We start from the raw sequence: 24,952 nt of genomic DNA, 5'->3' as shown, positions 1-24,952 counted from the left end.
CCGCGTCATGCCGTGAGATCCGCGACCGGCTGAGGGGGACGCCTGCGCAGATTCCCGCACCAGGCGCGGAAGCGGTCAGCGTAGAGATAAACGACCGGCGTCGTGTAGAGCGTCAGAATCTGGCTCAGGACCAGACCGCCGACGATGGCGATGCCGAGCGGGCGCCGCAGTTCGCCGCCTTCGCCGAAGCCGATCGCGAGCGGCATCGCACCGAACATCGCTGCCATCGTCGTCATCATGATCGGCCGGAACCGCAGCAGGCAGGCCTCCTGAATGGCATCGAACGGAGACAGGCCGCGATGGCGCTGCGCGTCGAGCGCGAAGTCGATCATCATGATCGCATTCTTCTTAACGATGCCGATCAGAAGGATCACCCCGATCAGCGCCATGATGCTGAATTCGACTCCGAAGGCCATCAGGGCGAGCAATGCGCCGACCCCGGCGGAGGGCAGCGTCGATAGGATCGTCAGCGGGTGGACGAAGCTCTCATAGAGCACTCCCAGCACAAGGTAGATCGTCACCAATGCCGCCAATATGAGATAGGGCTGGCTGCCCAGGGAGGCCTGGAAGGCGCGGGCCGTCCCCTGATAGGTGCCGTGGATCGTGGCGGGGACGCCCAGCCGGTTCATGGCAGCCTCGATCGACTCAATTCCCGTGCTCAGCGACACGCCCGCCGGGAGGTTGAACGAGATGGTATTGGCGACAAGCAACCCCTGGTGGTTGACGGCCAGCGGCGTCGCGCCCTGTCCGAAATGTGCGATCGCCGAGAGCGGTATCATCGTCTCCTGCACCGTGCTGACCGCCGAACCCGTCGAAACCGCCCCCTTGCCGGTAGCGCCGATGGAGTTGGTCGCGAGATTGCGCGCCGCATCGGCCGCGACGCTGCTCGCCGTGGTCGATTTGCCCGCGGCCACGACCGTGCCGGCGACCGCATTGGTTGCCTGAGAGCCCCCGACCGACCCGCCGGCGGTACTGATGAAGACCTGCTTCAGCGTTTCCGGATTCTGCCAGAACCGCGGCGCCACCTCCATGATCACGTGGTATTGGTTGCGCGGGACATAGATGGTCGACACCTGCCGCTGGCCGAAGGCGTCGTAAAGGGTGTTGTTCACCTGCGCCATGGTGACGCCGAGGCGCGCGGCGGTGTCGCGATCGACGATGACATTGGATTCCAGCCCCTTGTTCTGCTGGTCGCTGTTGACGTCGGCGAGTGTCGGCAGCGCCTGCAGTGCGGCTGCGATCCGCGGCGTCCATTCCGCAAGATCCTCCAGGGTCGAGCCTTGCAGGGTGTATTGGTACTGGGCATTGCCGGCCCGGCCGCCGACCCGGATATCCTGAACCGCCTGCAGGAAGAGGCTCGCGCCGGGCACGACTGCCAGATTCCGCCGCAGGCGCGCGATCACCTGGTCGGCCGAGACGACGCGTTCGGCGAGCGGCTTCAGCGCGATGAAGACGCTGCCGGAATTGGTCTGCCCGCCGCCGGTGAACCCGACCACCGTGTCGACGGCCGGGTCGGCCTTGACGATCGAGACGAAGCGCGAAAGCTTCTGCTGCATCAATTGGAAGGAGATGCTCTGATCGGCCTGGATGGCACCGACGATGCGCCCCGTATCCTGCTGGGGAAAGAAGCCCTTCGGAATAGTGTCGTAGAGATAGAGGTTGAGGCCCAGCACAGCCGCCAAGACCAGCATGACCGCCCCGGGATGGCCAAGCGCGGCTGTCAGCGTTCGCCTGTATCCATCCAGCATCCAGGCGAAGACCCGCTCGCTGCCGCGATATAATCGGCCATGCCTGAGCTCGGCGTTTCTGCGCAGAAGCACGGCGCACATCATCGGCGTCGTCGTCAGCGAAATCAGCAGCGAGATCATGATCGCCAGCGAGGTTGTCATGGCGAATTCACGAAACAGCCGGCCGACGATCCCCCCCATCAGCAGGATCGGAATGAACACGGCGACGAGCGAGATGCTCATCGACAGGACCGTGAAGCCGACCTCCTGCGCGCCCTTGAGCGCGGCCGCGCGCGGCTCCATCCCGCTCTCCACATGGCGCGCGACGTTTTCGAGAACCACAATGCAGTCGTCGACCACGAAACCCGTCGCGACGGTCAAGGCCATCAGCGACAGGTTGTTGAGGCTGTAGCCGAGCAGGTACATCGCCGCGAAGGTCGCGATCAGCGATACGGAGACGGCCACGACCGGCACGAGCATCGACCGCCAGTCGCGCAGGAACGCGAACACCACGGCGATCACGAGCAGGATCGCGATCACCAGCGTGCGCTCGACGTCCTGGAGCGAAGCCCGGATCGTCGTGGACCGGTCGACCGCAGGCGCGAGATCGATGGCGGGGGAAATCGAGGCCCGCAGCGTCGGCAGGAGCGCCTTCACCCGGTCGACCACACCGATGATGTTCGCGTTGGGTTGCCGGAACAAGACGAGGAGAACGCCCGGCTTGCCGTCGACGAGCCCGGCATTGCGCAGATTCTCGACCGAATCCGTCACTTCCCCGATATCGGACAGCCGGATGGGGGCGCCGCCGCGATAGGCGATGGTTAGAGAGCGATACTGTGCCGCCTTTTCCGCCTGGTCGTTGGCGTAGATCTGGTAGCGTCGATCGCCGACATCGATCCCGCCCTTGGGGCTGTGGGCATTGGCGCTGGCTATGGCGGCACGGACATCCTCCAGGCCGATGCCGTATTTATAGACGGCCTGCGGATTCAACTCGACCCTGACGGCTGGCAGCGAGCCGCCGCCGACGAGGACCTCGCCGACACCCTCGACCTGAGACAGCTTTTGCGCGAGCACCGTGGTGGCCGCGTCGTAGAGTTCGCCCCGGGTCTTGGTATCCGAGGTCAGCGTCAGGATGAGCACGGGGGCGTCCGCCGGATTGACCTTTCGATAGGTCGGATTCGCACGGAGGCTTGCCGGCAGGTCGGCGCGAGCCGCATTGATCGCAGCCTGTACGTCGCGCGCAGCGCCGTCGATATCGCGGTTCAGGCCGAACTGGAGGGTGATCCGCGTTCCCCCGACCGTGCTTGACGAGGTCATCTCCGTCACATTGGCGATCTGGCCGAGATGGCGCTCCAGCGGGCTCGCGACGGTCGCCGCCACATCTTGCGGGCTGCCTCCCGGCAACGTGGCCTGGACCGAGATCGTCGGGAAATCGACTTCCGGGAGCGGCGAGACGGGGAGTTGGAAGAAGGCGACGGCACCCACCCCTGCCAGCCAGGCGGTCAGCAGCGTGGTCGCAACCGGGCGGCGGATGAAGGTCCGCGACGGGTTCATGGCCCAGGCACTTCGTGGGACGGCGGCAGGGCCAACCGGGCATCGGTGGCGCCGACGGCCAGCCGATCGAACCAGAGATAGATGACCGGCGTCGTGAACAGGGTCAGCAGCTGGCTGAGCAGCAGCCCGCCGACGATCGCGATACCGAGCGGATGCCGGAGTTCGGAGCCCGCGCCGGTTCCGAGCATCAGCGGCAGGGCCCCCAGCACGGCAGCCATCGTCGTCATCAAAATGGGCCGGAACCGCAGCAGACAGGCCTGACGGATCGCCTCGCGCGGTGTCCTCCCCTCGTTACGCTCGGCGTCCAGCGCAAAATCGATCATCATGATCGCGTTTTTCTTCACGATGCCAATCAGCAGGATGATGCCGATGATGGCGACGATGGTGAGTTGCTGGCCCGCCATCATCAGCGCCAACAATGCGCCGATGCCCGCCGACGGAAGCGTCGAGAGAATCGTGAGAGGGTGGATGAAGCTCTCATAGAGCACGCCCAGCACGATATAGACCGTCACGATCGCCGCGAGGATGAGCAGGATCTGGTTCGACAGCGACGACTGGAAGGCCTGCGCTGCGCCCAGGAAGCTGCTGGTCACGCTTTCCGGCAGGCCGATTTCGGCCTGGGCCTGCCTGATCGCAGTCACGGCTTCGCCGAGCGAGGTTCCGGGTGTCAGGTTGAAGGAGACCGTGGCCGAGGGAAACTGGCCGAGATGCGAGACCTGGAGCGGTGCGGTGCCCTCGCGGATCCTCGCGACGACCGCCAGCGGGACAGGTCCACCGCCCACCGCCGACGGCAAATAGATCGCCGAGAGCGAACGCAGGGAGGTCTGCAGCAGCGGATCGGCCTCCAGGATGACACGGTACTGGTTCGCATTGGTGAAGATCGTGGAGACGATGCGCTGACCGAAGGAATCATAGAGCGCGTTGTCGATCGTGGCCGGGGTGATGCCGAAGCGGGCCGCCTGGTCGCGGTCGATGTCGACGAAGACGGCGAGCCCTCGTGCGGAGATGTCGCTCGCGACCTCGGCGATCTGCGGCAGCGCCGCCAGCCGCTCGACCAGTTTCGGCGTCCATTCGGCGAGCTGAGCCGCATCGGCATCCTGCAGGACGAACTGGTACTGCATGCGGCTGACAATGCCCTCGACCGTGAGGTCCTGCACCGGCTGCATGTAGAGCGAGATGCCCGGCAGCGCGGCCGTGCGCTGTCGCAGGCGCTCCATCACCGCCGCGATGTTGGATCTGCGCTCCTCGTGAGGCTTCAGGTTGATCAGGATGCGCCCGCTGTTCAGCGTGCTGTTGGTGCCGTCGACCCCGATGAAGGAGGACAGGCTGGCGACATCGGGATCCTCCAGGATCGCGGCGGCGAGCGCCTGCTGCCGGCTGGCCATCGCGGCGTAGGAAACGGACTGCGGCGCCTCCGTGATGCCCTGGATGACCCCGGTGTCCTGCAGCGGGAAGAAGCCCTTGGGGATGACGGCGTAAAGGTACCCCGTCAGCCCGAAGGTCCCGAGCGCGATCAGCAGCACCAGCGTCTGCCGATCGAGCACCCAGTCCAGCATGCGGCCATAACCCGCAATGATGCTGTCGAAGGCTTCCCGGCTGACGCGCTGGAAGCGGTTCTCGCGCGCCTCGGCGGCCGGCTTCAGAAGCTTGGCGCAGGCCATCGGCACCAGCGTCAGGGAGACGACGGCCGAGATCAGGATCGTCACCGCCAGCGTCACCGCGAACTCGCGGAACAATCGGCCGACCACGTCGCCCATGAACAGCAGGGGGATCAGCACCGCGACCAGCGAGACCGTCAGCGAAATGATGGTGAAGCCGATCTGCTCCGAGCCGCGCAGGGCGGCCTCGAGCGGGGAATCCCCCTCCTCGATGTAGCGCGAGATGTTCTCGATCACGACGATCGCGTCGTCGACGACGAAGCCGGTCGAGATGGTCAGCGCCATCAGCGTCAGGTTGTTGAGGCTGAAGCCCATCAGATACATCGCGCCGAGCGTCCCTACGAGCGAGAGGGGAACGGACAGGCTCGGGATCAGCGTCGCGCGCGGGCTGCGCAGGAAGACGAAGATCACCAGCACGACGAGCATGACCGCCAGGGCGAGCTCGTATTCGACGTCGCGGACCGAGGCCCGGATGGTCACCGTGCGGTCGGTCAGAATCGTCATGTCGACGGCTTCCGGCAGCGACGCCTTGAGTTGCGGTAGCAGCGCCTTGATGCTGTCGACCACCGAGATGACATTGGCGCCCGGCTGACGCTGGATGTTCAGAATCACAGCCGGCGTCGCATTCATCCAGGCACCGAGCTTGTCGTTCTCGGCGCCGTCGACGACCTCTCCGACATCGCTCAGCCGAACCGGAGCGCCGTTCTTGTAGGCCACGATCAGGGAACGGTAGCCGTCGGCGGAGCGGATCTGGTCATTGGCATTGATCGTCGAGGCCCGCATCGGCCCGTCGAAACTGCCCTTGGGCGTGTTGATATTGGCATTGCCCAAGGTGGTGCGCAGGTCGTCGATGTTCAGGCCGTAGGCGGCGAGCTTGCGGATATCGGCGCGGATCCGCACGGCGGGGCGCTGGCCGCCGCTGATGGTAACGAGACCGACCCCGGGAAGCTGCGAAATCTTCTGCGCCAGCCGTGTATTGGCGAAGTCCTGCACCTGCGTCAGCGGAACGGTGGCGGAGGTCAGACCGAGCGTCAGGATCGGCGCGTCGGCAGGGTTGACCTTCGCGTAGATCGGAGGCGCCGGCAGGTCCGCCGGCAGAAGGTTGCCGGCGGCGTTGATAGCGGCCTGAACCTCCTGCTCCGCCACGTCCAGCGAGATGTTCAGGTCGAATTGCAGAGTGATGACCGAGGCGCCGCCCGAACTGACCGAACTCATCTGGTTCAGGTTCGGCATCTGGCCGAACTGCACCTCGAGCGGCGCCGTCACCGAGGAGGTCATCACATCGGGGCTGGCGCCCGGATAGAAGGTCTGCACCTGGATGGTGGGGTAGTCGACCTCGGGCAGAGCCGCCACAGGGAGAAACCGGAAGGCGAGGATGCCCGAGAGCATGATCGCCACCATCAGCAGCGTGGTGGCCACGGGCCGCAGAATGAAGGGCCGGGACGGGCTCACGGGCCTGGCCTCGCGCCCGTGCGGCGGCCGGAGCCCGCGGCCTGCGGCGGCGTTGCGTCGGGCGGCGCCCGCACGCTGATCCTGGCGCCTTCGCGCAGCTTGTCGGCGCCGTCGATGACGACCGCGTCGCCCGGCTTGAGGCCCGACAGGATCTCCACATGATCGCCATCGGTCACGCCGAGCTCGACCTTGCGAACCGAGACGGTGTCGTTGGGGTTGACGATATAGACGAAGGTGCCGGGCACGCCGCGCTGGACGCCCGCCGACGGGATTTGCGTCACGCCCCTGCGCGTGTCGAGCAACAGGCGGATATTGACGAACTGGTTGGGATAGAGCGATCGCTCCCCGTTCCCGAAGGTCGCGCGCAACTTGATCGTGCCCGTGGTGGGATCGATCTGGCTGTCGAAGGTCTTGAGGGACCCATCCGCGAGTTTCGTCGTGCCGCCGCGGTTGAAGGCCTGGACCGGCAATGTCGCGCCCGCCCGCAGGCGCGCGGCGATCGCCTGGAGATTGTCCTCCGGCAGGGTGAAGAGCACGCTGATCGGCTCGAGCTGCGTGATCACGACGATGCCGCTGGCGTCGCCGGCCGTGACGTAATTTCCCGCGTCGACCTGGCGTAGACCGGCGCGCCCGTCGATCGGCGAGACGATCCTGCAATATTGGAGATTGACCTCGGCGGCCGTGACCTGCGCGTGATCCGCCGCGACCGTGCCCTCATATTGGGCGACCAGCGCGACCTGCGTATCGAGAGTCTGATGCGGCACGGCGTTCTGGGCTGAAAGGCTCCTGTAGCGCTGCAGGTCGACCCGTGCCCCGCTGAGCAGCGCCTCATCGCGCGCCAATTGCCCCTTCGCCTGAGCCAGAGCGGCCTCATAGGGACGTGAATCGATCTCCGCGAGCAGATCGCCCTTCCGGAGATCCTGCCCCTCCTCGAAGTCCACCGCCAGGAGCTTTCCTGCGATCTGGGACCTGATCGTAACGGTCGCGAGAGCAGTCACGGTACCGAGAGCATCGAGGTTGATCGCGATATCGCCTTGCGTCGCTTGCGCGGACACGATCGACATCGCTGGAACGCTGCGATTGGACCCCGCTGGCTTCTCGCCGCCCGGTCGCACCCACCACCACAATCCGAGCCCTGCCGCGACCAGCGCGATCAGCACCAAACCAGGAAGGCCGGCCCGCGACTTCCGCGAGACCGCCGGCGAACGATCCGTGGCAGGAGCTAAGGCCGGGAACTCGGGCTTCTGGTTCATCGCTGCACCGATGCCGCATAGAACGCCCGCAGGATGCTATACGCATTTGCGCGGCGCCGCACATGAAACAGGCGTAATCCAGCGTTAATCTAGCCCGGAACGACGCGCTTCAGCCTGCATGAGGCGAACTGCTATGGTTGCTGCCGCATCAGCTTCGCATGCAACGACGGTGGCCGGTCATGCCAAGCAACGCAGCCCTCGCCGGATCGGAACAGCGCTCTTCCGGAGGCCCGTCGCATCCCAGGGATCTCGGGCGGAATGTGCTGGCGGGTTTGACGCTCGCGGCGATCACGATCCCGGAGCAGATGGCAACGGCGCGCCTCGGCGGCTTTCCAGTGCAGGCGGGGTTATTCGCCTTCGTCGCAGCGACGCTCGGTTTCCTGCTGCTGGGAGCCAGCCGTGTCCTCACCGTCGGCGCCGATTCGACGATCACCCCCATCTTTGCCGGCGCACTCGCCGCGCTTGCGGCGGGGGGCATCATCGCACCGACGGCTGCGCCGACCCTTGCCGTGCTGGTCGGCGTCCTCCTTCTGGGGGCCGGCTTCCTGCGCTTTGGCTGGATCGCGGATCTTCTCTCGACGCCGGTCGTGTCCGGCTTCCTGGCCGGCATCGCAGCCCATATCGTCGTGTCCCAGCTCCCGAGCCTGCTGGGGCTGAATGTGCAGGCGAGCAGTCTGCCTCCCCGGCTGGCGGAAATCTGGGCGGCGCGTGCAGGTAGCAATCCGTTCTCGGTCATGCTGGGTCTCGGCGTGCTGGCCGTCATCGTCGCCTGCGAAAAGCTCGCAGCCTGGCTGCCCGGCGCGCTGATCGCCTTCGCCTTGGCGACGGCGGCGGTCGCCGCTCTCGGTCTGGAGAGCCGCGGCGTCGCAGTGCTCGGCTCGTTGCCGACGGGGTTGCCGCCATGGCCCGGCTTCGATCTGTCCTGGGCCGATTTGCGGTCTCTCATTCCGCTGGCCCTGATCATCGCGCTCATCGTGATGATGCAGACGGCGACGGTCAGCCGATCCTTCCGCGATCCCGATGGGCGCGAGCCCGATGTCGGGCGTGATTATCTCGGACTGGCGGGTGCCAATCTGCTCGCCGGCCTGGCAGGCACCTTCCCGGTTAACGCCAGCCCGCCGCGGACGGCCATCGTCGTCGAGAGCAGGGGCCGGAATCCCGTCGCCGGTCTCGCCGCCGCGGCGCTGGTTCTGGGTCTCGCGCTCTTCGGCGGCGATGTTCTCGCCAATGTCCCGGAAGCGGCCTTTGCCGGCGTCCTCTTCTTCGTGGCCGGGCGGATTGTGAGGGTGGGACTGATCGCGCAGATCGCGCGCCAGAGCCCGCAGGAATTCGCCCTCGTCCTGCTGACCGCTTTTGCCGTTTCTCTGCTGCCGATCGAAAGCGGCGTGGCGATCGGCATCGGCCTGTCGCTGTTGCACGGCATCTGGATGACGACCCGCAGCCATCTGGTCGAGTTCGGTCGGATCGCGGGCACGACGATCTGGTGGCCACCGGGGTCGGGGCAGCCATTGACGACGCTGCCTGGCATCCTCGTCGCCGGCTTTCCGGCGCCGTTGCTCTTCGCGAATGCGTCAGGTTTCCAGCAGGAGCTGGTCGATCGGCTCGCAGCGCAAAAGCCGAGGCTGGTGGTCTTGGAGGCCAGCGGCATTGCCGCCATCGACTATACGGCGGCGCAGTCGCTGCTCGCCGTAGCCCGGGCCTGCGAAGCGCAGGGAGCGGCCTTCGCGATTGCGCGGGTGGAATCCGCACGGGCCCGCGAAGCGCTGGAGCGCTTCGGCATTATCCGCGCGATCGGAGAAGACCGGATTTTCCACAGCGTCGACGAAGCTGTTACCCGGCTTGGCGGTGTCCTTCCTAAATCTTGGGACCTCGCCACCCCCGCCGATCCGGCGCGTAGTGAGCGGCAACCCTAGACGGTGGCGTAAGGCGCTGGCGCGTTGGTCGACCTCGACGCGTCGTTGACCGCGTTCAGAGCCATCAAATGCTTGGCGCGCTCGAGGCAGGCCGGCTGCTCGCTGCGATAGCGCCGGCCGATCTCCATCATCAGGACGGTGCCGGGCAGGAACGTCAGCTCGGAGAAGATTTCGTCCCAGTCGATATCGCCCCAGCCAAGCGGCATGTGCAGGTCGCCGATGCCGAGCGCCGTGTATTCCTGCAGATGATAGCCCTTGTAGAACGCGGTTGGCCGCCCGAATGAATCATGGACGTGCAGATGGCCCGCGACGGGCGCCATGGCGCGAAGCTGCTCGCGGAAGTCGAGCCCCTTATAGGTCGCCTCGATATAGGCGTGGCTGAAGTCGATCAGGGCGACCAGATTGGGATGGTCGACGGCCCTCACCGTCTCCGCGATCCCAGCCGGTGTCTGACGGTATTGGCCAGCCTCCGTTGTGAAGATGTTCTCCAGCGCGATGCGCACGCCGTAGGATTTCGCGAATTCGGCAAGTTCGTGCAGAGCCTCGCGTTCCCGCCGGTCGGCATCAGCCCTTTCGAAGAGCTGCTCAGCGCGCAGAAAGCCGCCGTGATGGACGAGGATCCGCGAGCCGACCCGATCGCAGAGCTGGACCAGCGCTTTCGCCGCCTCGAGCTGATAGCGCAGCGTGTCCGGGTCCATGAAGTTGGACGAGACCAAGCCATGCATCGAGTAATTGAACGGGAACTGGGCTGTCAGCCTTGCGAGCCTGTCGGCGCGCTCCTCGATGATGCGCCCGCCCGCAATGAGATCGATGCTGGTCGGTGTCAGCTCGACCGTCTCCACGCCGAGATCTGCGAGACGCTTGAGATCGCTTTCCAGGCTGTCGAGTTCGCCGTCCGTCGAGGCGGCGACAAAGCCGGTCGAGATGATGTGATTCATGGAGGTCTCCAGTCGAAGCAAACTCAAGGATCAGGCCGTGATCGTCTCGCGCAGCGCGAGCGCCAAATCGGGGCTGTCCGAAGTCATGCGGCCGATATTGCGCCCGAGCCAATGGCGGATTCCAGCTTCGTCGTTGACCGTCCACACGCAGAGGCGGTCGAGTGCGAGCCTGCTTCGGATCAGCTCCCACTCGGCGTCCAGCAGCTCATGATGAACAGCCACGATCTCGGCCAGATCCTCGACGCGGTCGAGGAAGGCGGGGAGCCCACCCTGTCGCGCGGCCCAGGCAGCATTGACCGAGACGAGGCGAGCGACCTGCGGGGCATGGCGTCGGCATTCCTCCAGCACGGAGGTGTCGAAGGACGTCAGATACGACCGCTCCTCGATGCCGAAACGGGCCAGCTCGGCGGCCACGCGCGGGGCGATGCCGGGATAGGGAGTTCCGGTCTCGTCAATCTTGATCTCGACATGCAGCTCGATGGCCTTTGCGGGCGCCAGGATTTCGAGCACTTCCGCCAAGGTCGGGATGGTCTCGTCGGTGTCCTTAAGCTTCATGGCCTTGCGCGCTTCGGCCGATAACTCGCGCACCGGCCCCGCCCCCTCAGCGGTGCGGTCCAGCGTCGCGTCGTGGATGACGACGAGTTCGCCGGCCTTCGTCAGATGCACGTCGAACTCGATGCCGTCGACGCCGAGCATCAGCGCGTTTCGGAAACCGGTGAGCGAATTCTCCGGCCAGAGATTGCGGGCGCCACGATGGCCTTTGATCAGGGTCATGCCAATTCCCTCGGAAAGCGGCGTCTCTAGCGGATGGTCGGGTCGAGCTTGTCGCGCAGCCAGTCGCCGACCAGCGAGATGGAGAGCGTCGTCAGCATGATGACGATGGCGGGGGCGAGCATGATCCAGGGCGCGCGCGTGAGATATTCCCGCCCGAAGCCGACCATGTTGCCAAGGCTCGTTTCGGGTGGCTGCACGCCGAGCCCCAGAAACGAGAGGCCGGATTCCATCAGGATGATCTCGGGGAAAGTCAGCGTCATCGACACGATCAGCGTCGAGGCGACATTGGGCAGGATATGGCGCAGATAGACCCGCGTCGGCGTAGCTCCGAGCTGGACAACAGCCGCAGCATAGCCCTGCGCGCCGGCGGAGATCGCAAGGCCGCGCGCGATGCGCGCATAGCGCTCCCAGCCATAGAAGCCCATCAGGCAGACCAGGAGCACCATCGACGAACCGAAGAAGGCGAGCACCGCCAGCGACATGATGAGGAATGGCAACGCCGCCTGGAAATCGGCCAGAGCCAGCACGACATGCTCGACCGTTCCGCGAAACTGCGCCGCCAGGAAGCCGAGCAGCGTGCCGAAAAACGCCGAGAGCAATGTCGCTCCAAACGCGATCACCAGCGAAATGCGGATGGACTGGATGAGCCGCGAGAGCACATCGCGGCCGAGTTCATCGGTGCCGAGCAGATGCCTGAGACCGCCCGGCGCCGCGAGTCGGCTGGCCAGGTCCATGGAGGTGATGTTGTAGGGGCGAATCTGATCAGCGAAGGCGGCAACGATGATCATCGCCAGCAGCCAGATCACGCCAAGGCCGACTGTCAGGGGAAGCTTCAGCCGCAGAAGCGCGACAAAACCACCCCTCGGTTCAGAGGATGGTGCTTCGTGGAGATCGATGGCAGCCATGGGGTTTTTCCTCAATGACCGGAGGCCTGCGCGCGCAAGCGCGGGTCGAGCCAGCCATAGAGCAGGTCGACGACGAGGTTGGAGACGACCATGGCCGCGGCGACGATCAGCAGGATGCACTGCACCACGGCGAGATCGCGGTTCCCGACCGAGACGACCAAGAGCCGCCCGATCCCCGGCCAGGAGAAGATCGACTCCACCACCACGGCACCGGCGATCAGCGAGCCGACCATGAAGCCGACGATGGTGACGATCGGCACCGCCGCGTTCGGCAATGCGTGCCCCAGGACCACCTCGCGCCATTTCAGCCCCTTTGCGGAAGCCGTGCGAATATAGGGCTGGCCCATCACCTCGATCATCGCGCTGCGCGAGAAGCGGGCGAGGATGCCGATGCCGCCGATGCTCATTGTCAGGGTCGGCAATATGCCGTGCACCCAGGTGTCCTGTCCGCCGGAGGGCAGCCAGCGCAATGTGATCGAAAAGATCAGCACCAGCACCAGGCCCATCACGAAGGACGGGATGGTGAAGCCGAATACGGCGGCGAGCATGACGCCGCGATCGGTGAAGCTCTGGCGGTGCAGCGCGGCATAGACGCCCGCAGGGATGCCGATGATCAGCTTCAGGATCAGCGCCGGCAGGGTCAGCTGCAGGGTCGCCGGCACGCGCTCCAGCACCAGATTCAGGGCGGAGGCCTTGTCGCGCATCGACATGCCGAAATCGCCCGAGAAGATCGCTTTCAGATAGGCGACGTATTGCACCCAGAGCGGCTGATCGAGGCCCCAGGCCTTGCGGAAGGCGGCGAGGGATTCCAGCGGCACGTCGGGGCCGAGCATAACCTGCGCCGGATCGCCCGACATACGCAGCACGACGAAAGCGAACGTCACCACCGCCAAGATAGTGACAAAGGCGCGGAACAGGCGGACGAGAGCGAAGCGGAACATGGCGCCCTACCCTATGCGGCTGCAAGTGCGGGTTCGCCCGTCAGGACGTGGCAGGCTGCTGTCCGCCCCTCGCCGATCCGGCGCAACTCCGGCACTTCCGCCCGGCAGACGTCGCGCGCCAGCGGGCACCGTGGATGGAAGGCACAGCCGGAGGGCCTGTTGGCCGGGTTCGGCGGCTCCCCCTGCAGAATGACGCGCCCCTGCAGCTGCTTGCCAGGCTCCGGCACACTGGAAACGAGCGCTCTTGTGTAAGGGTGCTGCGGCGACCGGAAAAGCACATCGGAGGAGGCCCCCTCGACGATGCGGCCCAGATACATCACGGCGACCCGGTCGGCGATGTTGCGCACCACCTTCAGGTCATGGCTGATGAAGACCATGGCGATGCGGGTCTGATCCTGCAGGTCGCGCAGCATGTTGACGACCTGCGCCTGGATCGAGACGTCCAGCGCCGAGACCGGCTCGTCGCAAACCAGGAGCCTGGGTTTTGAGGCGAGCGCGCGGGCGATGACGGCACGCTGCCGCTGGCCGCCGGAGAGCTCGTGCGGATAGCGCCCGGCCTGATCCGGCCTCAGGCCCACAGCGGCCATCAGCTCCGCCACTCGGGCCCCGCGTTGTTCTCTCGGCAGCAGATCGTGGATCTCCAGCGGTTCGCCGATCTGCGCGGCGATCGTCAGGCGACGGTCGAGCGCCGCGAGCGGGTCTTGATAGACGAACTGCATACTGGCTCTGAGCGCCCGCCATGCGCCCGTATGGAGCGCCGGCATCGGCTGCCCGTCGTAGAGCACCCTTCCCTCCTGCGCGTCATCGATACCAAGCAGCATGCGGCCGAGGGTGGACTTGCCGGAGCCGGATTCTCCGACGATGCCCAGCGTTTCGCCGGGCATAACGGTGAGCGAGACGCCGTCCACCGCGCGCACCGGCACCGAGCGACCAAAGAGGCCGCGTCGGATCTGATAAACGCGCACAAGCCCGCGCGCTTCGACGAGCGGCGTCATGCCGGCACCCCCTCGGCAATTCGGGCCGGAACCGGCGCGGCGGGGGGAACCGGGCGGATGCAGGCGAGCTTGCGCCCATTGTCGAGAGCCAGCAGCGGCGGGCGCGCCTCGTGGCAGGCGTCCGCGACGCGCGGGCAGCGCGGCGAGAACGAGCAACCCTTCGGCAGATGCTGCGGATGGGGCACCGTGCCCGGGATAGGGCGCAGCCGCTCGCGCCCGCCATCGAGGCGCGGGATCGCGTCGAACAGACCACGTGTGTAGGGATGGCGCGGCTCCGCGAAGAGACCGGCGACGCGCCCCTCCTCGACGATGCGCCCGGCATACATGACGCAGACGCGCTCGCAGACCTGGCTGACGGCGCCGAGATCATGGCTGATGAAGACTGTCGCCATGCCCGTCTCGCGTCTCAGCCGGGCCAGCAGATCGAGAATCTGGGCCTGGATCGTGGCGTCCAGCGCCGTTGTGGGTTCGTCGGCCACGAGGACGTCCGGCTCCCCGGCCAGCGCCATCGCGATCATCAGGCGCTGGCACTGGCCGCCCGAAAACTCATGTGGGTAGAGGTCGAAGCGGCGGCGGGCGTCGGGGATGCCGACCATCTCCATCAGCCGCAGCGCCTCGGCGCGGGCCGCCTCGCCGCGAAGACCGCGATGGACGGCAAGCGCCTCGACGATCTGCCGGCCGATGCGCAGCACCGGGTTGAGCGAACTCGACGGGTCCTGGAAGATCATGGCGATCCGTCCGCCGCGCACGCCTTCGAGGACAGAGCGTGCCCCGCCGATCAGCTCCTGTCCCTCCAGCTTCACCGAACCGGAGACCGCGGCCTTGCCGGGCAAGAGGCCCAGCGCCGCCAGCCAGGTGACCGACTTGCCGCAGCCGGACTCGCCGACCAGGCCAAGCGCTTCTCCCCTGCCGACGTCCAGATCGATGCCATGGAGAACCTGCACGCCGTCGAAGGCGACCGTGAGGCCGCGCAGTTCGACGAGTCTGGAGTCGGCTGTGCCGAACATGCCCATAGCCATTCCGTCGTTTCAGAGAATGTCGAAGTCTCCGGCGGCCTTCCGGCCGCCGGAGATCATCACCGAGGGCCGATCAGATGGCCCAGTTCGCCGCGCGGAAGTCCATGGCGAAGGCCGGTGCAGCCTTCCACTTCAGCGAGGATTTCATGCCGGTGAAGACCGCGTTCTGGTGCAGGACCTGATAGGCCGGGTCCTCGCGCTCGCAGATCTCGAGCATGCGAGCGATGGCCTTCTTGCGCAGCGCCCGGTCGGTCGAGGTTTCCATGACCACGGAGAGCTGGTTCATCTCCGCGTTGGTCCAGTCCTTCATCTGCTGGAGCTCGCCGTTCGGGCCGTACTGGACGACCATCGGCGTGATCGGATCGTTGATGTTGTTCGAGGCTGACCAGTCGCGCACGCCCTTGACGCCGTTGCGATCATGGATCTGGCCCCAGTTCTCCTTCATCTCGATCTCGACGTTGAGGCCGACCTGCTTCCACATCTCGACCATGATCTGCCCGTTGGCGGTCTGGTTCGTGTAGTAATTGTTGAGCAGGCGGAAGGGGATGCGGTCCCCCTTGTAGCCGGCCTGTTTCAGCAGGTCGCGGGCGAGCGCGGGGTTGAATTCCGGCGCCTTCCAGCCTTCGATGAACATGTCCGTGGCCCGGAAGGACTCGAACTGCAGGCCGGCGGGGACGACGGTCTTGCCGGCCCAGAGCGCATCGACGATCGCCTGACGGTCGATCGAATGCGTCATGGCGCGGCGCACCAGCGGGTTCGCCAGGACCGGGTTCTCGATGTTGAAGACCGAGACGCGATGGTTCCAGATGGTCGAGCTCTGCACCTCGAAGCCCGGCGCTTTCTGGATGGTCGCGATCTGGTCAGGCGGCAGGTCGCAGGCGAAGTCGTACTCGCCCGAGAGCAGACCGTTGACGCGCGACGCGACTTCCGGGACCTCGACGAAGCGGATCTGCTCCAGCGGCGGGCGGCCGCCCCAATACTGGTCGAAGGCAACCAGCGTCAGCGAGACGTCCGGCCTGAACTCCGCAACCATATAGGGGCCCGTGGTGACCGGCTTGCGCGCCCAATCGGTGTAGCTCTTCGCCTCGTCCCAGGCGCGGCGATTGGTGATCTGGCTGCCGGCCGAGTAGAGGCGACCTTCAAGCGTCACGTCGGGCGTCGCGTTGTGGAAGCGCACGGTATACTTGTCGACGGCCTCGACGCCGGCGAGCGCCGGCCAGAGGCGGCGCGCGATGCCCGGCACGGAAGCCGGCAATTCCTTGACCGTGGTCGGCTTGTGATCGTCGGCGAAGATGGTCTTGCCGCCCTTCGGCTCGGTGTTGCCGAACAGGCGCTCCTTGGAGAAGGTGAACACGACGTCGGCAGCGGTCAGCTCGTCGCCATTGTGGAACTTCACGCCCTGGCGCAGCTTCAGCTCCAGCGTCTTGTCGTCGATGCGCTTCCACTCGGTGGCGAGACCGGGGAGCGGGCCCTGGTTGCCCATCCAGTCGCGCAGGATCAGGCCTTCCCACAGGTTCGGAAAGAAGACGCGTTCGCCGACATTGGACTGCTCGTTCCAGACGTCGAGCGTGCCGTTGATGGTGATCTTCTGCACTGCAATGGTGATGGAACGCCGCTTGCCCTGGGCAAGGACCGGGCGCGGCAGAATCAGGGAGCCGGCAGCCGCCCCGAACAGGCCGAGCGCGCCGCGTCGATTGATAGGAAGCACAGGGAGTCTCCTTCGGTCGCAACCGGCCTGGAAGGGGTCACGGTTGAATTTGCAGGAGGGCTCTAGGTCCGCGATTTAACATTCGCATGAAGGTTCGGACGGGTGCGGGGCCGGGCTCCGTCGACGTCCCGCATGAACCCGCCGGATCGGCTTCGCGCAAGCCGGCGGGGATGATCTCGATCGGCCTTCCGAACCGGCCAAAACTGACGAGAAAAATTTCGCTTGTCGGCCGGGCCATGGCCGCGAGTGCATTTCCGCAAGGCCGGGAAACATGGCTCGAAGGCGCCCAGCGCGGGACAACGCCTCATATTCCGCAGAACGCCGGCTATCGCGCGTGCGCCATCCTCTTCAGCGAGGCGATTGATATCGTCCACCGCGAACGTCGTCTGCCTCCCGCCGGCCGAAGCCGCGTGCCATCCAGAGCGCGCATGCCGTCAGCAAGAAGAGAAAAACACCTGGCGCGATCACGAGCCACGGCGCCCGCGAGAAATAGGGCCGTGCTTCGGCGATCATCGTTCCCCATTCCGGCGTCGGTGGCGCAACACCGATTCCCAGAAATCCGAGGGCGGCAATGTTCAGGATGTTGTGTCCGAACTGAAGGGCCAGCAGCCCGGAGAAGACAGGCAGGAGCTGGGGCAGGATGTGCCTCCTGACCAGGTACAGCCGCCGCCCTCCTGCGGCCCGGGCGGCGGTGACGAAATCGCGTTCCCGCAGCGAAAACGTCGTGGCCCGTGCGATCCGGGCATATTTCACCCAGCCTGCCGTGGACAGGGCGAGGACGAGCGAGAGCCCGCCACCGCCGAGATAGACCGACAGGATCAGGGCGATCACGATCTGCGGCAGCGCCGTCAGCACGTCCATCGCGAAGGTCAGGGAGCGGTCGAGCGTCCCGCCGATCGCGGCGGCCAGCGTGCCGATGCCCAGGCCGATCGCGAGGGACAACGCCACGATTGCCAACGAAAGGCCGATATCGAACACGAAGCCGTGTGCGATCCGGGCGAGCACGTCGCGGCCGAGATGGTCGGTCCCGAGGGGGAATTCCGCTCCGGGCGGCCGCAGGCTGTCGCGAAGCGAGCCGTCGAGGGGATCGCGCAGCAACCCGCAGCCGATCGGCACCAGCAGAAGCGCCGCCAGCAGGATGAGCGGCCAGGCTGCCCTCCAATGCCGCGTCATCATGCCCTCCCGTCGAGCTCGATGCGCGGATCGATCCGCGCGACGGCCAGATCGGCGGCGAGATTGACCGTGGACACGGCCAGCGCGATCGCGCCGATCGCGCCGAGAAAGGCTGGGCCATCATGGCTGTCGAGCGCCTCGGTCAGGTAGCCGCCCAGGCCGGGGATCGAGAATAGCCGCTCGACCACCACCACGCCGCCGATCAGGAAGGCGAATTGCAGCGCGAGATAGGGAATCAGCGGCACGAGCGCGTTGGGCAGGGCGTGGACGAGCAGGACCCTGCCCTCGCCCAGCCCCTTAGCTCGCGCCGTTGCTATGTGAGGGGCGTCGAAAGCCTCGCTCAGGGCATCGTCCAGCAGAATGGCGTTGAAGCCGAACTGGCCCAGAGCCAGGACGGCGACCGGCAAGACCAGATGCGCCCAGCCCGCGAAGCCGCTGACCGGCAGCCAATCCAGACCGATCGCGAAGAGTATGATCAGAAGCGCGCCGAGAAAGAAGGCGGGCAGCGCCACCGAACAGACGGCGAGAAGCTCGAGCCCCCGGGCGGCGAGCGGCGTCGCGACCGAGCGCTTCAAGGCGACGAGCCCGAAAGTCAGGACGAGCGACGAAAGCGTCGCCAAGATGGCGAGGAGGCCGGTCGCGGAGAGACGCCAGCCGAGCTCGGTCGCGACCGGCCGACCGGTCCGGATCGAGTGGCCGAGATCTCCCCCCAAGGCGCCGAGAAGCCAGCGGCCATATTGCACGACCAGAGGGGCATCGAGGCCGAAGCGCCCGGCGATGGCCGCGACATCCGCCCGCGAGACGGCCGCTGTCTGGTCCCGGACGAAGACCCGCGTGAGGATCACCGCTGCCGGCTCTCCCGGAACCAGTCGCAGAAGCACATAGGTCAGAAAGGTGGCGGCCAGGACGATCGTGACCGCCAGCGCCAGCCTCCTGACGACATAGGCCGTCATCTAGGGAGCGACCGTCATGCGCGGATCGAGCATGTAGTCATGGGCGATCGGATTGAAGGCGTAATTGGCGATGCCAGGCTTCATCACGACGTTGACGCCGTAATGCGCGATGGTCAGGCAGGGCTCGTCCGCGGCGACGATGCGCTGGACGAGGTTGTAGGCGGCAGTGCGTTCGGCTTCGTCGCGCGTCGTCAGCACCGTCGCGAGAGCCTGGTCGACCTCGGCATTGGCGTAGCCCCAGCTATTGATCACCCCCTTCGAGTGATAGGTCTGGCGCAGGTAGAAATCCGGATGCGGATACATGGCCGTCGCCAATGCGGCGAGCCTGGCATCGCCGGGCTTCATCTCCCTGGCGATGGCGGCGAAGGTCGTGACCTTTATCTCGACGGGCACCCCCAGCTTGCGGAGCTGGTTCTGGAGTGCCCCGGCGATCGGCACGAGCCCTGGTCGCTGCGCATAGGTGTATAGGGTGAAGCCGAGCGGCTTGCCGTCCTTCGCCATGACGCCGCCCGGGCCCGGCGCATATCCGGCTTCGGCCAGCAGCTTCCGAGCGGCCGCGAGATCAGGCTTGGGCAGGACGATCGATCTGTCGGCGAAGGCCATCGTGTCGGGAAAGGCCCCGATGCCCGCGCGGCCCATGCCGAACAACACGTATTGCACGATCTCTTCCCGATCGATGGCGAGCGAGAGCGCCTTGCGGATGCGGGCGTCGGCGAAGGGCGTATCCTTGAGACTGCCGAAGCTCAGCACGTAGTTGCGGGCGGTGACGTTGCGCGAGACGGTGAAGCCCTTTCCCGCGAGCATGTCGAGGTCGCCATAAGGGACCTCCGAGGCGAAATCGACGCTCCCCTTCTGCAGTTCGAGCGAACGTGTGGTCGGATCGGGAATTCCGCGGAAACTGATCGCGGGGATCGCAGGCTTCTCACCCCAATAACCATCGAAGCGCTCGGTGGCGAAGCTCTGTGCGGCCGGCTGCCAGGCCGAAATCCGGAAGGGGCCGGTGCCGATCGGGCGCTCGATCGCGCCATCGTCCAACCGTGGCGAAGCCGGCGACACGATCGCCGCGCTCGAATAGACCAGGGCCGCGGGTAGCGCCGGGAACGGCTCGGAAGTGGTGATCGCAACCGTATTGGTATCGCGCGCCGCGAGATCGGCGATCCTGGTGTAGCTTCTGACGGTGCCGCTTCGCTTCAGCGTGTCGGACAGGCTCGCGACCACCGCCTCGGCCGTCAGCGCCGAACCGTCATGGAATCTGACGCCCTGCCGCAGCTTGAAGAGCCAGACCGTGTCGCTTTCGCGCGTCCACGATATGGCGAGCCCCGGCCCGAGCGTGAAATCCGGGTTGCCGGCCACCAATGTCTCGGTGACCATCGCCTTTTCCTTCATCAGGGTGCCGTCCTGAGAAGGGTCGAGCGTGGGAATCTCCCAGATCTCGGCCACGCGCAGCGGCCGCTCCTGTGCGGCTGCGACGGAAGCGACGAACAGCGCCCCAATCAGAACCAGCTTGCGCAGATGGGCGCGAGGCATGAGGTGCCACCGTATGACGTTTTCGTCCAAAATTCATACGGCAGCGGCGGCGGGCTGTATCGCTGAAATGTTGAGCAGCACGGAGCCGAAAATGCTCAGTGATCGTGCTCGTGAGGATGCCGATCCTCGGTTGCGGTCGCGTCGGGCAGGATCTGAAGATGACCGTGCCGGACGCCGCGCTGGCTGATGACGCCGTCGGCAAAGGCGCGGACTTCACCGCTCGCTCCACGCAGCACCGAGACCTCCAGGCATTCATGTCGATCGAGATGGACATGGAGGGTGGCGACCGAGAGGTCGTGATGGTCATGCTGCCGATTGGTCAACCTGCGCGCGAGATCCCGCGTCTCGTGATCGAAGACATATGCCAGCGTCGCAAAGCAGGGAGCGGCGGGGTCGGTGGCGGTCTCCGTCCGGGCGGCATGGCGCAGAATGTCCCGGATCGCCTCGGAACGGCTGCCATAGCCTTTCGATACGCTGAGCGTATCGACGAATGCGAGAAGTTCTGCATCGATGGTGATCGTGACCCGTTCCACTTGCACCCCTATTCCGACCCCACGGCCCGGCTGGAAAATTGAGCGAGCACCCGACATTTGCGAGACGCAGATCGCTCGCGTCAGGCGCCGGTGTTGCCGCCTCTAGGATTGAAAGAGACGGCTGTATTGCGTTTCGTGCCAGGCGCTCGCCATGGCCAAGGCCGGGGACAGGCTGCCGATCTCGTCGTCGCCGATCGAGCGAGCGCATTCAGCCGCTTCCTCGATTGCGCCCGCGGCCTCGATGAGGATGCGCTGACCGGCGGTATGGCCGAGGGGGACCAGCCGGATCGCCGCGTTCACCTGTCCTTCGACATAGATCCACAGCAGGCCGCTCAGCGCCGCCGTCGGCGCAATGCACCAATGATGTGCGGCCAGGGCAAAAGCCCCCGCGAACGACAGCTCGCCGGCACAGTGGCCCGCGGCCGCGGGAACTGCGAGATCGGCGAGGAGGCGCAGAAGCGCCTCGCCCAGACGCCTGTCCTCGAGCTGGAATTCGCGGCTTTCGCGCCCCGCCGCGAGCCAGGCGTTGGCCGCGCGGAAGCGCTCAACGTCGCCGGCGGCCAGAGCGTTCGCCATGCGCCAGAACAGCGCGCCGTCCAACTGCGCCACATTCGTCCGGAGCGTGCCCAGTATCCAGTCGCCGGCGGTCCTCTCGTCACGAACCCAGCCGGCCGTAACGGCTGCTTCGAGGCCGCGAGAATAGGAGAATCCACCCACCGGCAAGCCCTGGCTGACCAGGCGCAGCAGATGCAGCGGCATGGTTTCCGGTCTCGGCGGCTGATCCGGCGCAGCGCCCATCGCTCACGCTCCCGCCGGGGCGGCCTCAGCCGGACGGCCCTCGAACAGCCCGCCCTGCTCGACGATGAAGTCGACGATGCCGTCGACGCCATGGCCGCGCGAAAGATCGGTGAAGCCGAAGGGCCGAGCTCCGCGCATCCGCGCCGCATCCCGCAGCATCACGTCGAGGTCGACATTCACATAGGGCGCGAGGTCGCTTTTGTTGATGACGAGGAAGTCGGAGCGGGTGATCCCCGGCCCGCCCTTGCGAGGGATTTCTTCGCCCTGGCAGACGGAGATGACGTAGAGCGTCAGGTCGGCAAGGTCGGGCGAAAAGGTCGCCGCCAGATTGTCGCCACCGGATTCGATGAAGACGATGTCGAGATCGGGAATCCGGCGATTGAGCTCGGCGATGGCCTGCAGGTTGATCGAGGCGTCCTCGCGGATCGCCGTATGCGGGCAGCCGCCGGTTTCGACGCCGACGATGCGATCCTCGGGCAGTGCCTGGAGGCGTGCCAGGATCATGGCGTCCTCCTTGGTGTAGATGTCGTTGGTGATGACGGCGATCGAGAACTTATCCCGCATCGCCTTGCACAGCTTCTCGGTCAGCGTGGTCTTGCCCGAGCCGACGGGACCGCCGATGCCGACGCGGAGAGGACCGTTCTTTGATATCATCGGTGCAAATGCCCTCGGGTTGGAAACCGGGCGAGCTTGCATGCAAGCTTCGCTCCGCCGGCTTCAGCCATGGTGATGATCATGATCCCCATGGCCGTGGGAATGCCCATGCGCGTGGCCATGGCCGGAATAGGCGCCGCGCACAGGGGTGAACGCCGAGGTGATCTCCTCTACGGCGGCGCCCAGCCCTTCGAGCATCGCCTTGATGACGTGATCGCGCAGGATCAGTATCCGGTCGGCCTCGATCGCCGCGGCCAGGTGACGGTTGCCGATATGCCAGGCCAGCTCGGCGACATGCAGGGCATCGCGGCCGCGGACCGCATAGAGCGGCTCTTCCGCGGCGGCGATCTCGACGACGCCGCTGCCTTCCAACAGCAACTCGTCCCCATCCGCGAGCACGACCGTGTCGGGGAGATCGATCAGAATCTTCCGTCCGTCCTCGAGCCCGATCGCTCGTCGGCGCAGGTGGCGCTCATCGTGCGGGAGAACTGCCCTGCCGAGCACCGGTTCGTGGCTTGGACCGCTCTGCGAAGCTCGCCTGACCGCAATCGCCTTCAACATATCGCCTCTCGCAGCCTGTGCCCCTCGCGGCGCTGGGACCCGTTCCGAGCCGGACGGGCTTTCCGCCGCCAAGGCAAGCGGAGGGCCAATGTCCCGAAACGACGTTCCCTGCCGCATTTGGTGGCTCTTCATCCCTGGCCAGGCAAGAGTCATGGTGGACCGGCAACGCCGAAACGGCGGGCATATGGCGCCGATTGAGGCAGTTTCAGCCAATTCTGCCGTTTTTGTAGACCGCCGCGCCCGATGGCCAGGATGACAGCAGACGAGGTCCCGACATAGTCTCGCATTCGAACCGCGAGCTGGAATCCCTGATCAAAACCTCATCCATGGATGCTCTCGCGCCAGTTCCCTCCGTCGAAGCCGCACGACCGCCCGCGGGCTCTGCCGAGCGCGCCCACTATACCGTCCAGCCGAGCGATTGGCTGGCGGAGCTGGAGCTGTGGTTCGCGGTTGCAGCCGGCAAGACCCGGCTTATGCGCCGGCGCCATCTCGGGCCGCTCGTCGTCCAGCAGCCCTTTCATCCCGAGAAGGACGGGACCTGCCATGTCTATCTGCTGCATCCGCCCGGCGGCGTGGCGGGCGGCGATCGGCTAGAGCTGAGCTTCCATCTCGAAGCCGGGGCCCGCGCCGTGCTGACGACGCCCGGCGCGACCAAGTTCTATCGCAGCGAGCACGGCTTGTCCGTGCAATCGAGCCGGGTCGCAGTCGGGCCAGGAGCGGTCTGCGAATACCTGCCGCAGGAAACCATCTTGTTCGACGGTGCCGATGCTCGTCTCGAAACGCAGGTGTCGCTCGCGCCCGACGCGACCTATGTCGGGTGGGATTTTCTCTGCCTCGGCCGTCCGGCCGCCCATGAACGCTTCACGACAGGCAAGCTGAGCCAGCGCGTAGAGATCACGCGAGACGGCAGGCCGATCTGGTTCGAGCGGGTCGAGATCGCCGGTGGATCTCCCCTTCTCAGCGCGGCCTTCGCGCTCGCCGGGCAGCCCATCTTCGGGACGATGGTCTATGCCGGCGCGATCGGCGAGGATGCGGCGGAACGCGTGCGCGCCGCCAGCGGCGCGAGCGGCGAAGGCGTGTTTTCAGTCAGCCAGCTCGAGGATGTCGTGGTCTGCCGTTATCTCGGGGCGCGGGTATCGGAAGGCAAATCGTTCTTCCTCCGTGCATGGGATTTGCTGCGGGCGGCCGGCCAGGGCAAGCCCGCCAGCCCGCCGCGCATCTGGGCGACCTGAAGAAGGTCGCTTGCACCCCGGAACAGCGGCAGCACGGTCAAAGGCAGGAACGAGAGAAGGCCATGGAACTTCTTCCACGTGAGAAAGACAAACTCCTCCTCTTCACGGCAGCCCTGCTGGCGGAACGGCGCAAGGCGCGCGGGGTCAAGCTCAATTACCCCGAGGCGGTCGCCTATATCTCCGCGGCCATCCTCGAAGGCGCACGGGACGGGCGCACGGTCGCCGAGCTGATGTCCTATGGCGCGACCCTGCTTGGCCGTGACGACGTCATGGAAGGCGTGCCGGAGATGATCCACGACGTCCAGGTCGAGGCCACCTTTCCCGACGGGACCAAGCTGGTCACCGTCCACAGCCCGATTCCGTGAGGTGCCGCGATGATTCCGGGTGAGTTCTTCATCGAGGATGGCGAGATCGAGCTCAATGCCGGGCGCGAGACGCGCTCGGTCGAGGTCGCCAATTCCGGCGACCGGCCGATCCAGGTCGGCTCGCATTATCATTTCTACGAGACCAATGCGGCGCTGCATTTCGATCGCGCGGCGGCGCGGGGCTTCCGGCTCGACATTCCGGCCGGGACGGCCGTGCGCTTCGAACCCGGCCAGTCGCGCACCGTCCGTCTCGTGGCGCTCGCCGGCGACCGGGCAGTCTACGGCTTCAACGCCAAGGTCATGGGCAAGTTGGAGAGCTGAG

The 24,952-nt window shown here is 66.0% G+C and carries 21 protein-coding genes; 4 read left to right on the top strand and 17 right to left on the bottom strand.

What is annotated here, in order from left to right; all coding sequences use genetic code 11:
- Positions 1-5 precede the first annotated feature (5 nt).
- The 3 genes from AC1DE3_RS10260 to AC1DE3_RS10250 are packed head-to-tail and all read right to left on the bottom strand — an operon-like array spanning position 6 to position 7,644.
- Entirely contained in the window at positions 6-3,281 is a 3,276-nt protein-coding gene (locus AC1DE3_RS10260) for an efflux RND transporter permease subunit (RefSeq protein ID WP_441511499.1), read from the bottom strand.
- Positions 3,278-6,391: an MdtB/MuxB family multidrug efflux RND transporter permease subunit gene (locus AC1DE3_RS10255; protein WP_441511498.1), complete on the bottom strand. Its 3,114-nt coding sequence runs from the start codon at positions 6,389-6,391 to the stop codon at positions 3,278-3,280. Before AC1DE3_RS10255 ends, AC1DE3_RS10260 begins: the two co-directional genes overlap by 4 nt.
- Positions 6,388-7,644 carry an MdtA/MuxA family multidrug efflux RND transporter periplasmic adaptor subunit gene (locus tag AC1DE3_RS10250; protein ID WP_441511497.1) on the bottom strand — a complete coding sequence of 419 codons (1,257 nt, stop codon included), beginning with the start codon at positions 7,642-7,644 and terminating at the stop codon, positions 6,388-6,390. Before AC1DE3_RS10250 ends, AC1DE3_RS10255 begins: the two co-directional genes overlap by 4 nt.
- 179 nt (positions 7,645-7,823) lie before the next feature.
- Here AC1DE3_RS10250 and AC1DE3_RS10245 point away from each other — a divergent pair, with 179 nt between their 5' ends.
- A complete protein-coding gene (locus AC1DE3_RS10245) occupies positions 7,824-9,557 on the top strand; it encodes a SulP family inorganic anion transporter (protein ID WP_441511496.1) in 1,734 nt (577 codons plus the stop codon).
- Here AC1DE3_RS10245 and AC1DE3_RS10240 read toward each other — a convergent pair.
- From AC1DE3_RS10240 to AC1DE3_RS10175, 14 genes are all read right to left on the bottom strand, one after another.
- The gene (locus AC1DE3_RS10240; RefSeq protein WP_441511495.1) at positions 9,554-10,495 is read right to left on the bottom strand and encodes a TIM barrel protein; all 942 of its coding nucleotides are present in this window, start codon (positions 10,493-10,495) and stop codon (positions 9,554-9,556) included. The two genes, AC1DE3_RS10245 and AC1DE3_RS10240, sit on opposite strands and share 4 nt — an antisense overlap.
- 30 nt (positions 10,496-10,525) lie before the next feature.
- On the bottom strand, positions 10,526-11,269 hold the full coding sequence (locus tag AC1DE3_RS10235; protein ID WP_441511494.1) for a glycerophosphodiester phosphodiesterase family protein: 744 nt from the start codon (positions 11,267-11,269) through the stop codon (positions 10,526-10,528).
- A gap of 26 nt (positions 11,270-11,295) precedes the next feature.
- A complete protein-coding gene (locus tag AC1DE3_RS10230; protein ID WP_441511493.1) occupies positions 11,296-12,174 on the bottom strand; it encodes an ABC transporter permease in 879 nt (292 codons plus the stop codon).
- Positions 12,175-12,185: 11 nt separating this feature from the next.
- On the bottom strand, positions 12,186-13,115 hold the full coding sequence (locus AC1DE3_RS10225) for an ABC transporter permease (RefSeq protein ID WP_441511492.1): 930 nt from the start codon (positions 13,113-13,115) through the stop codon (positions 12,186-12,188).
- A gap of 11 nt (positions 13,116-13,126) precedes the next feature.
- A complete protein-coding gene (locus AC1DE3_RS10220) occupies positions 13,127-14,110 on the bottom strand; it encodes an ABC transporter ATP-binding protein (RefSeq protein ID WP_441511491.1) in 984 nt (327 codons plus the stop codon).
- Positions 14,107-15,117: an ABC transporter ATP-binding protein gene (locus AC1DE3_RS10215; RefSeq protein WP_441511490.1), complete on the bottom strand. Its 1,011-nt coding sequence runs from the start codon at positions 15,115-15,117 to the stop codon at positions 14,107-14,109. Before AC1DE3_RS10215 ends, AC1DE3_RS10220 begins: the two co-directional genes overlap by 4 nt.
- Positions 15,118-15,199: 82 nt before the next feature.
- Positions 15,200-16,834: an ABC transporter substrate-binding protein gene (locus AC1DE3_RS10210; protein WP_441511489.1), complete on the bottom strand. Its 1,635-nt coding sequence runs from the start codon at positions 16,832-16,834 to the stop codon at positions 15,200-15,202.
- A 348-nt stretch (positions 16,835-17,182) separates the two neighbouring features.
- Positions 17,183-17,950: an ABC transporter permease gene (locus AC1DE3_RS10205; protein ID WP_441511488.1), complete on the bottom strand. Its 768-nt coding sequence runs from the start codon at positions 17,948-17,950 to the stop codon at positions 17,183-17,185.
- A gap of 56 nt (positions 17,951-18,006) precedes the next feature.
- A complete protein-coding gene (locus AC1DE3_RS10200; RefSeq protein ID WP_441511487.1) occupies positions 18,007-18,960 on the bottom strand; it encodes an ABC transporter permease in 954 nt (317 codons plus the stop codon).
- Positions 18,961-20,487, bottom strand: coding sequence for an ABC transporter substrate-binding protein (locus AC1DE3_RS10195; RefSeq protein ID WP_441511486.1), 1,527 nt, complete (start codon positions 20,485-20,487; stop codon positions 18,961-18,963).
- A 95-nt stretch (positions 20,488-20,582) separates the two neighbouring features.
- Positions 20,583-21,020 carry a nickel-responsive transcriptional regulator NikR gene (gene nikR / locus AC1DE3_RS10190; protein ID WP_441511485.1) on the bottom strand — a complete coding sequence of 146 codons (438 nt, stop codon included), beginning with the start codon at positions 21,018-21,020 and terminating at the stop codon, positions 20,583-20,585.
- A gap of 102 nt (positions 21,021-21,122) precedes the next feature.
- A complete protein-coding gene (locus tag AC1DE3_RS10185; protein ID WP_441511484.1) occupies positions 21,123-21,779 on the bottom strand; it encodes an urease accessory protein UreF in 657 nt (218 codons plus the stop codon).
- A 42-nt stretch (positions 21,780-21,821) separates the two neighbouring features.
- Complete coding sequence (gene ureG / locus AC1DE3_RS10180) at positions 21,822-22,472, bottom strand: urease accessory protein UreG (RefSeq protein ID WP_441511483.1); 651 nt, start codon at positions 22,470-22,472, stop codon at positions 21,822-21,824.
- Between the two features lie 63 nt (positions 22,473-22,535).
- The gene (locus AC1DE3_RS10175; protein ID WP_441511482.1) at positions 22,536-23,033 is read right to left on the bottom strand and encodes an urease accessory protein UreE; all 498 of its coding nucleotides are present in this window, start codon (positions 23,031-23,033) and stop codon (positions 22,536-22,538) included.
- 326 nt (positions 23,034-23,359) lie between these two features.
- Here AC1DE3_RS10175 and AC1DE3_RS10170 point away from each other — a divergent pair, with 326 nt between their 5' ends.
- The 3 genes from AC1DE3_RS10170 to AC1DE3_RS10160 all read left to right on the top strand — a co-directional run bounded on the left by AC1DE3_RS10170 (position 23,360) and on the right by AC1DE3_RS10160 (position 24,951).
- The gene (locus AC1DE3_RS10170; RefSeq protein ID WP_441511481.1) at positions 23,360-24,265 is read left to right on the top strand and encodes an urease accessory protein UreD; all 906 of its coding nucleotides are present in this window, start codon (positions 23,360-23,362) and stop codon (positions 24,263-24,265) included.
- Between the two features lie 62 nt (positions 24,266-24,327).
- Positions 24,328-24,630 carry an urease subunit gamma gene (gene ureA / locus AC1DE3_RS10165; RefSeq protein ID WP_441511480.1) on the top strand — a complete coding sequence of 101 codons (303 nt, stop codon included), beginning with the start codon at positions 24,328-24,330 and terminating at the stop codon, positions 24,628-24,630.
- A gap of 9 nt (positions 24,631-24,639) precedes the next feature.
- Positions 24,640-24,951 (top strand): urease subunit beta, encoded by a 312-nt coding sequence (locus AC1DE3_RS10160; RefSeq protein WP_441511479.1) that lies wholly within the window; start codon positions 24,640-24,642, stop codon positions 24,949-24,951.
- Position 24,952 lies beyond the last annotated feature (1 nt).

Source organism: Allobosea sp. 10L417, from assembly GCF_056395485.1.
This window is presented reverse-complemented; position numbering and strand designations above follow the sequence as displayed.

Bases quoted from the DNA above. Each gene is read 5' to 3' on its own strand.
- AC1DE3_RS10260 (WP_441511499.1), bottom strand. From the start codon at position 3,281: ATGAACCCGTCGCGGACCTTCATCCGCCGCCCGGTTGCGACCACGCTG.
- AC1DE3_RS10250 (WP_441511497.1), bottom strand. From the start codon at position 7,644: ATGAACCAGAAGCCCGAGTTCCCGGCCTTAGCTCCTGCCACGGATCGT.
- AC1DE3_RS10245 (WP_441511496.1), top strand. From the start codon at position 7,824: ATGCCAAGCAACGCAGCCCTCGCCGGATCGGAACAGCGCTCTTCCGGA.
- AC1DE3_RS10240 (WP_441511495.1), bottom strand. From the start codon at position 10,495: ATGAATCACATCATCTCGACCGGCTTTGTCGCCGCCTCGACGGACGGC.
- AC1DE3_RS10235 (WP_441511494.1), bottom strand. From the start codon at position 11,269: ATGACCCTGATCAAAGGCCATCGTGGCGCCCGCAATCTCTGGCCGGAG.
- AC1DE3_RS10230 (WP_441511493.1), bottom strand. From the start codon at position 12,174: ATGGCTGCCATCGATCTCCACGAAGCACCATCCTCTGAACCGAGGGGT.
- AC1DE3_RS10225 (WP_441511492.1), bottom strand. From the start codon at position 13,115: ATGTTCCGCTTCGCTCTCGTCCGCCTGTTCCGCGCCTTTGTCACTATC.
- AC1DE3_RS10220 (WP_441511491.1), bottom strand. From the start codon at position 14,110: ATGACGCCGCTCGTCGAAGCGCGCGGGCTTGTGCGCGTTTATCAGATC.
- AC1DE3_RS10215 (WP_441511490.1), bottom strand. From the start codon at position 15,117: ATGTTCGGCACAGCCGACTCCAGACTCGTCGAACTGCGCGGCCTCACG.
- AC1DE3_RS10200 (WP_441511487.1), bottom strand. From the start codon at position 18,960: ATGACGGCCTATGTCGTCAGGAGGCTGGCGCTGGCGGTCACGATCGTC.
- AC1DE3_RS10195 (WP_441511486.1), bottom strand. From the start codon at position 20,487: ATGCCTCGCGCCCATCTGCGCAAGCTGGTTCTGATTGGGGCGCTGTTC.
- AC1DE3_RS10185 (WP_441511484.1), bottom strand. From the start codon at position 21,779: ATGCCGCTGCATCTGCTGCGCCTGGTCAGCCAGGGCTTGCCGGTGGGT.
- ureG (WP_441511483.1), bottom strand. From the start codon at position 22,472: ATGATATCAAAGAACGGTCCTCTCCGCGTCGGCATCGGCGGTCCCGTC.
- AC1DE3_RS10175 (WP_441511482.1), bottom strand. From the start codon at position 23,033: ATGTTGAAGGCGATTGCGGTCAGGCGAGCTTCGCAGAGCGGTCCAAGC.
- AC1DE3_RS10170 (WP_441511481.1), top strand. From the start codon at position 23,360: ATGGATGCTCTCGCGCCAGTTCCCTCCGTCGAAGCCGCACGACCGCCC.
- ureA (WP_441511480.1), top strand. From the start codon at position 24,328: ATGGAACTTCTTCCACGTGAGAAAGACAAACTCCTCCTCTTCACGGCA.
- AC1DE3_RS10160 (WP_441511479.1), top strand. From the start codon at position 24,640: ATGATTCCGGGTGAGTTCTTCATCGAGGATGGCGAGATCGAGCTCAAT.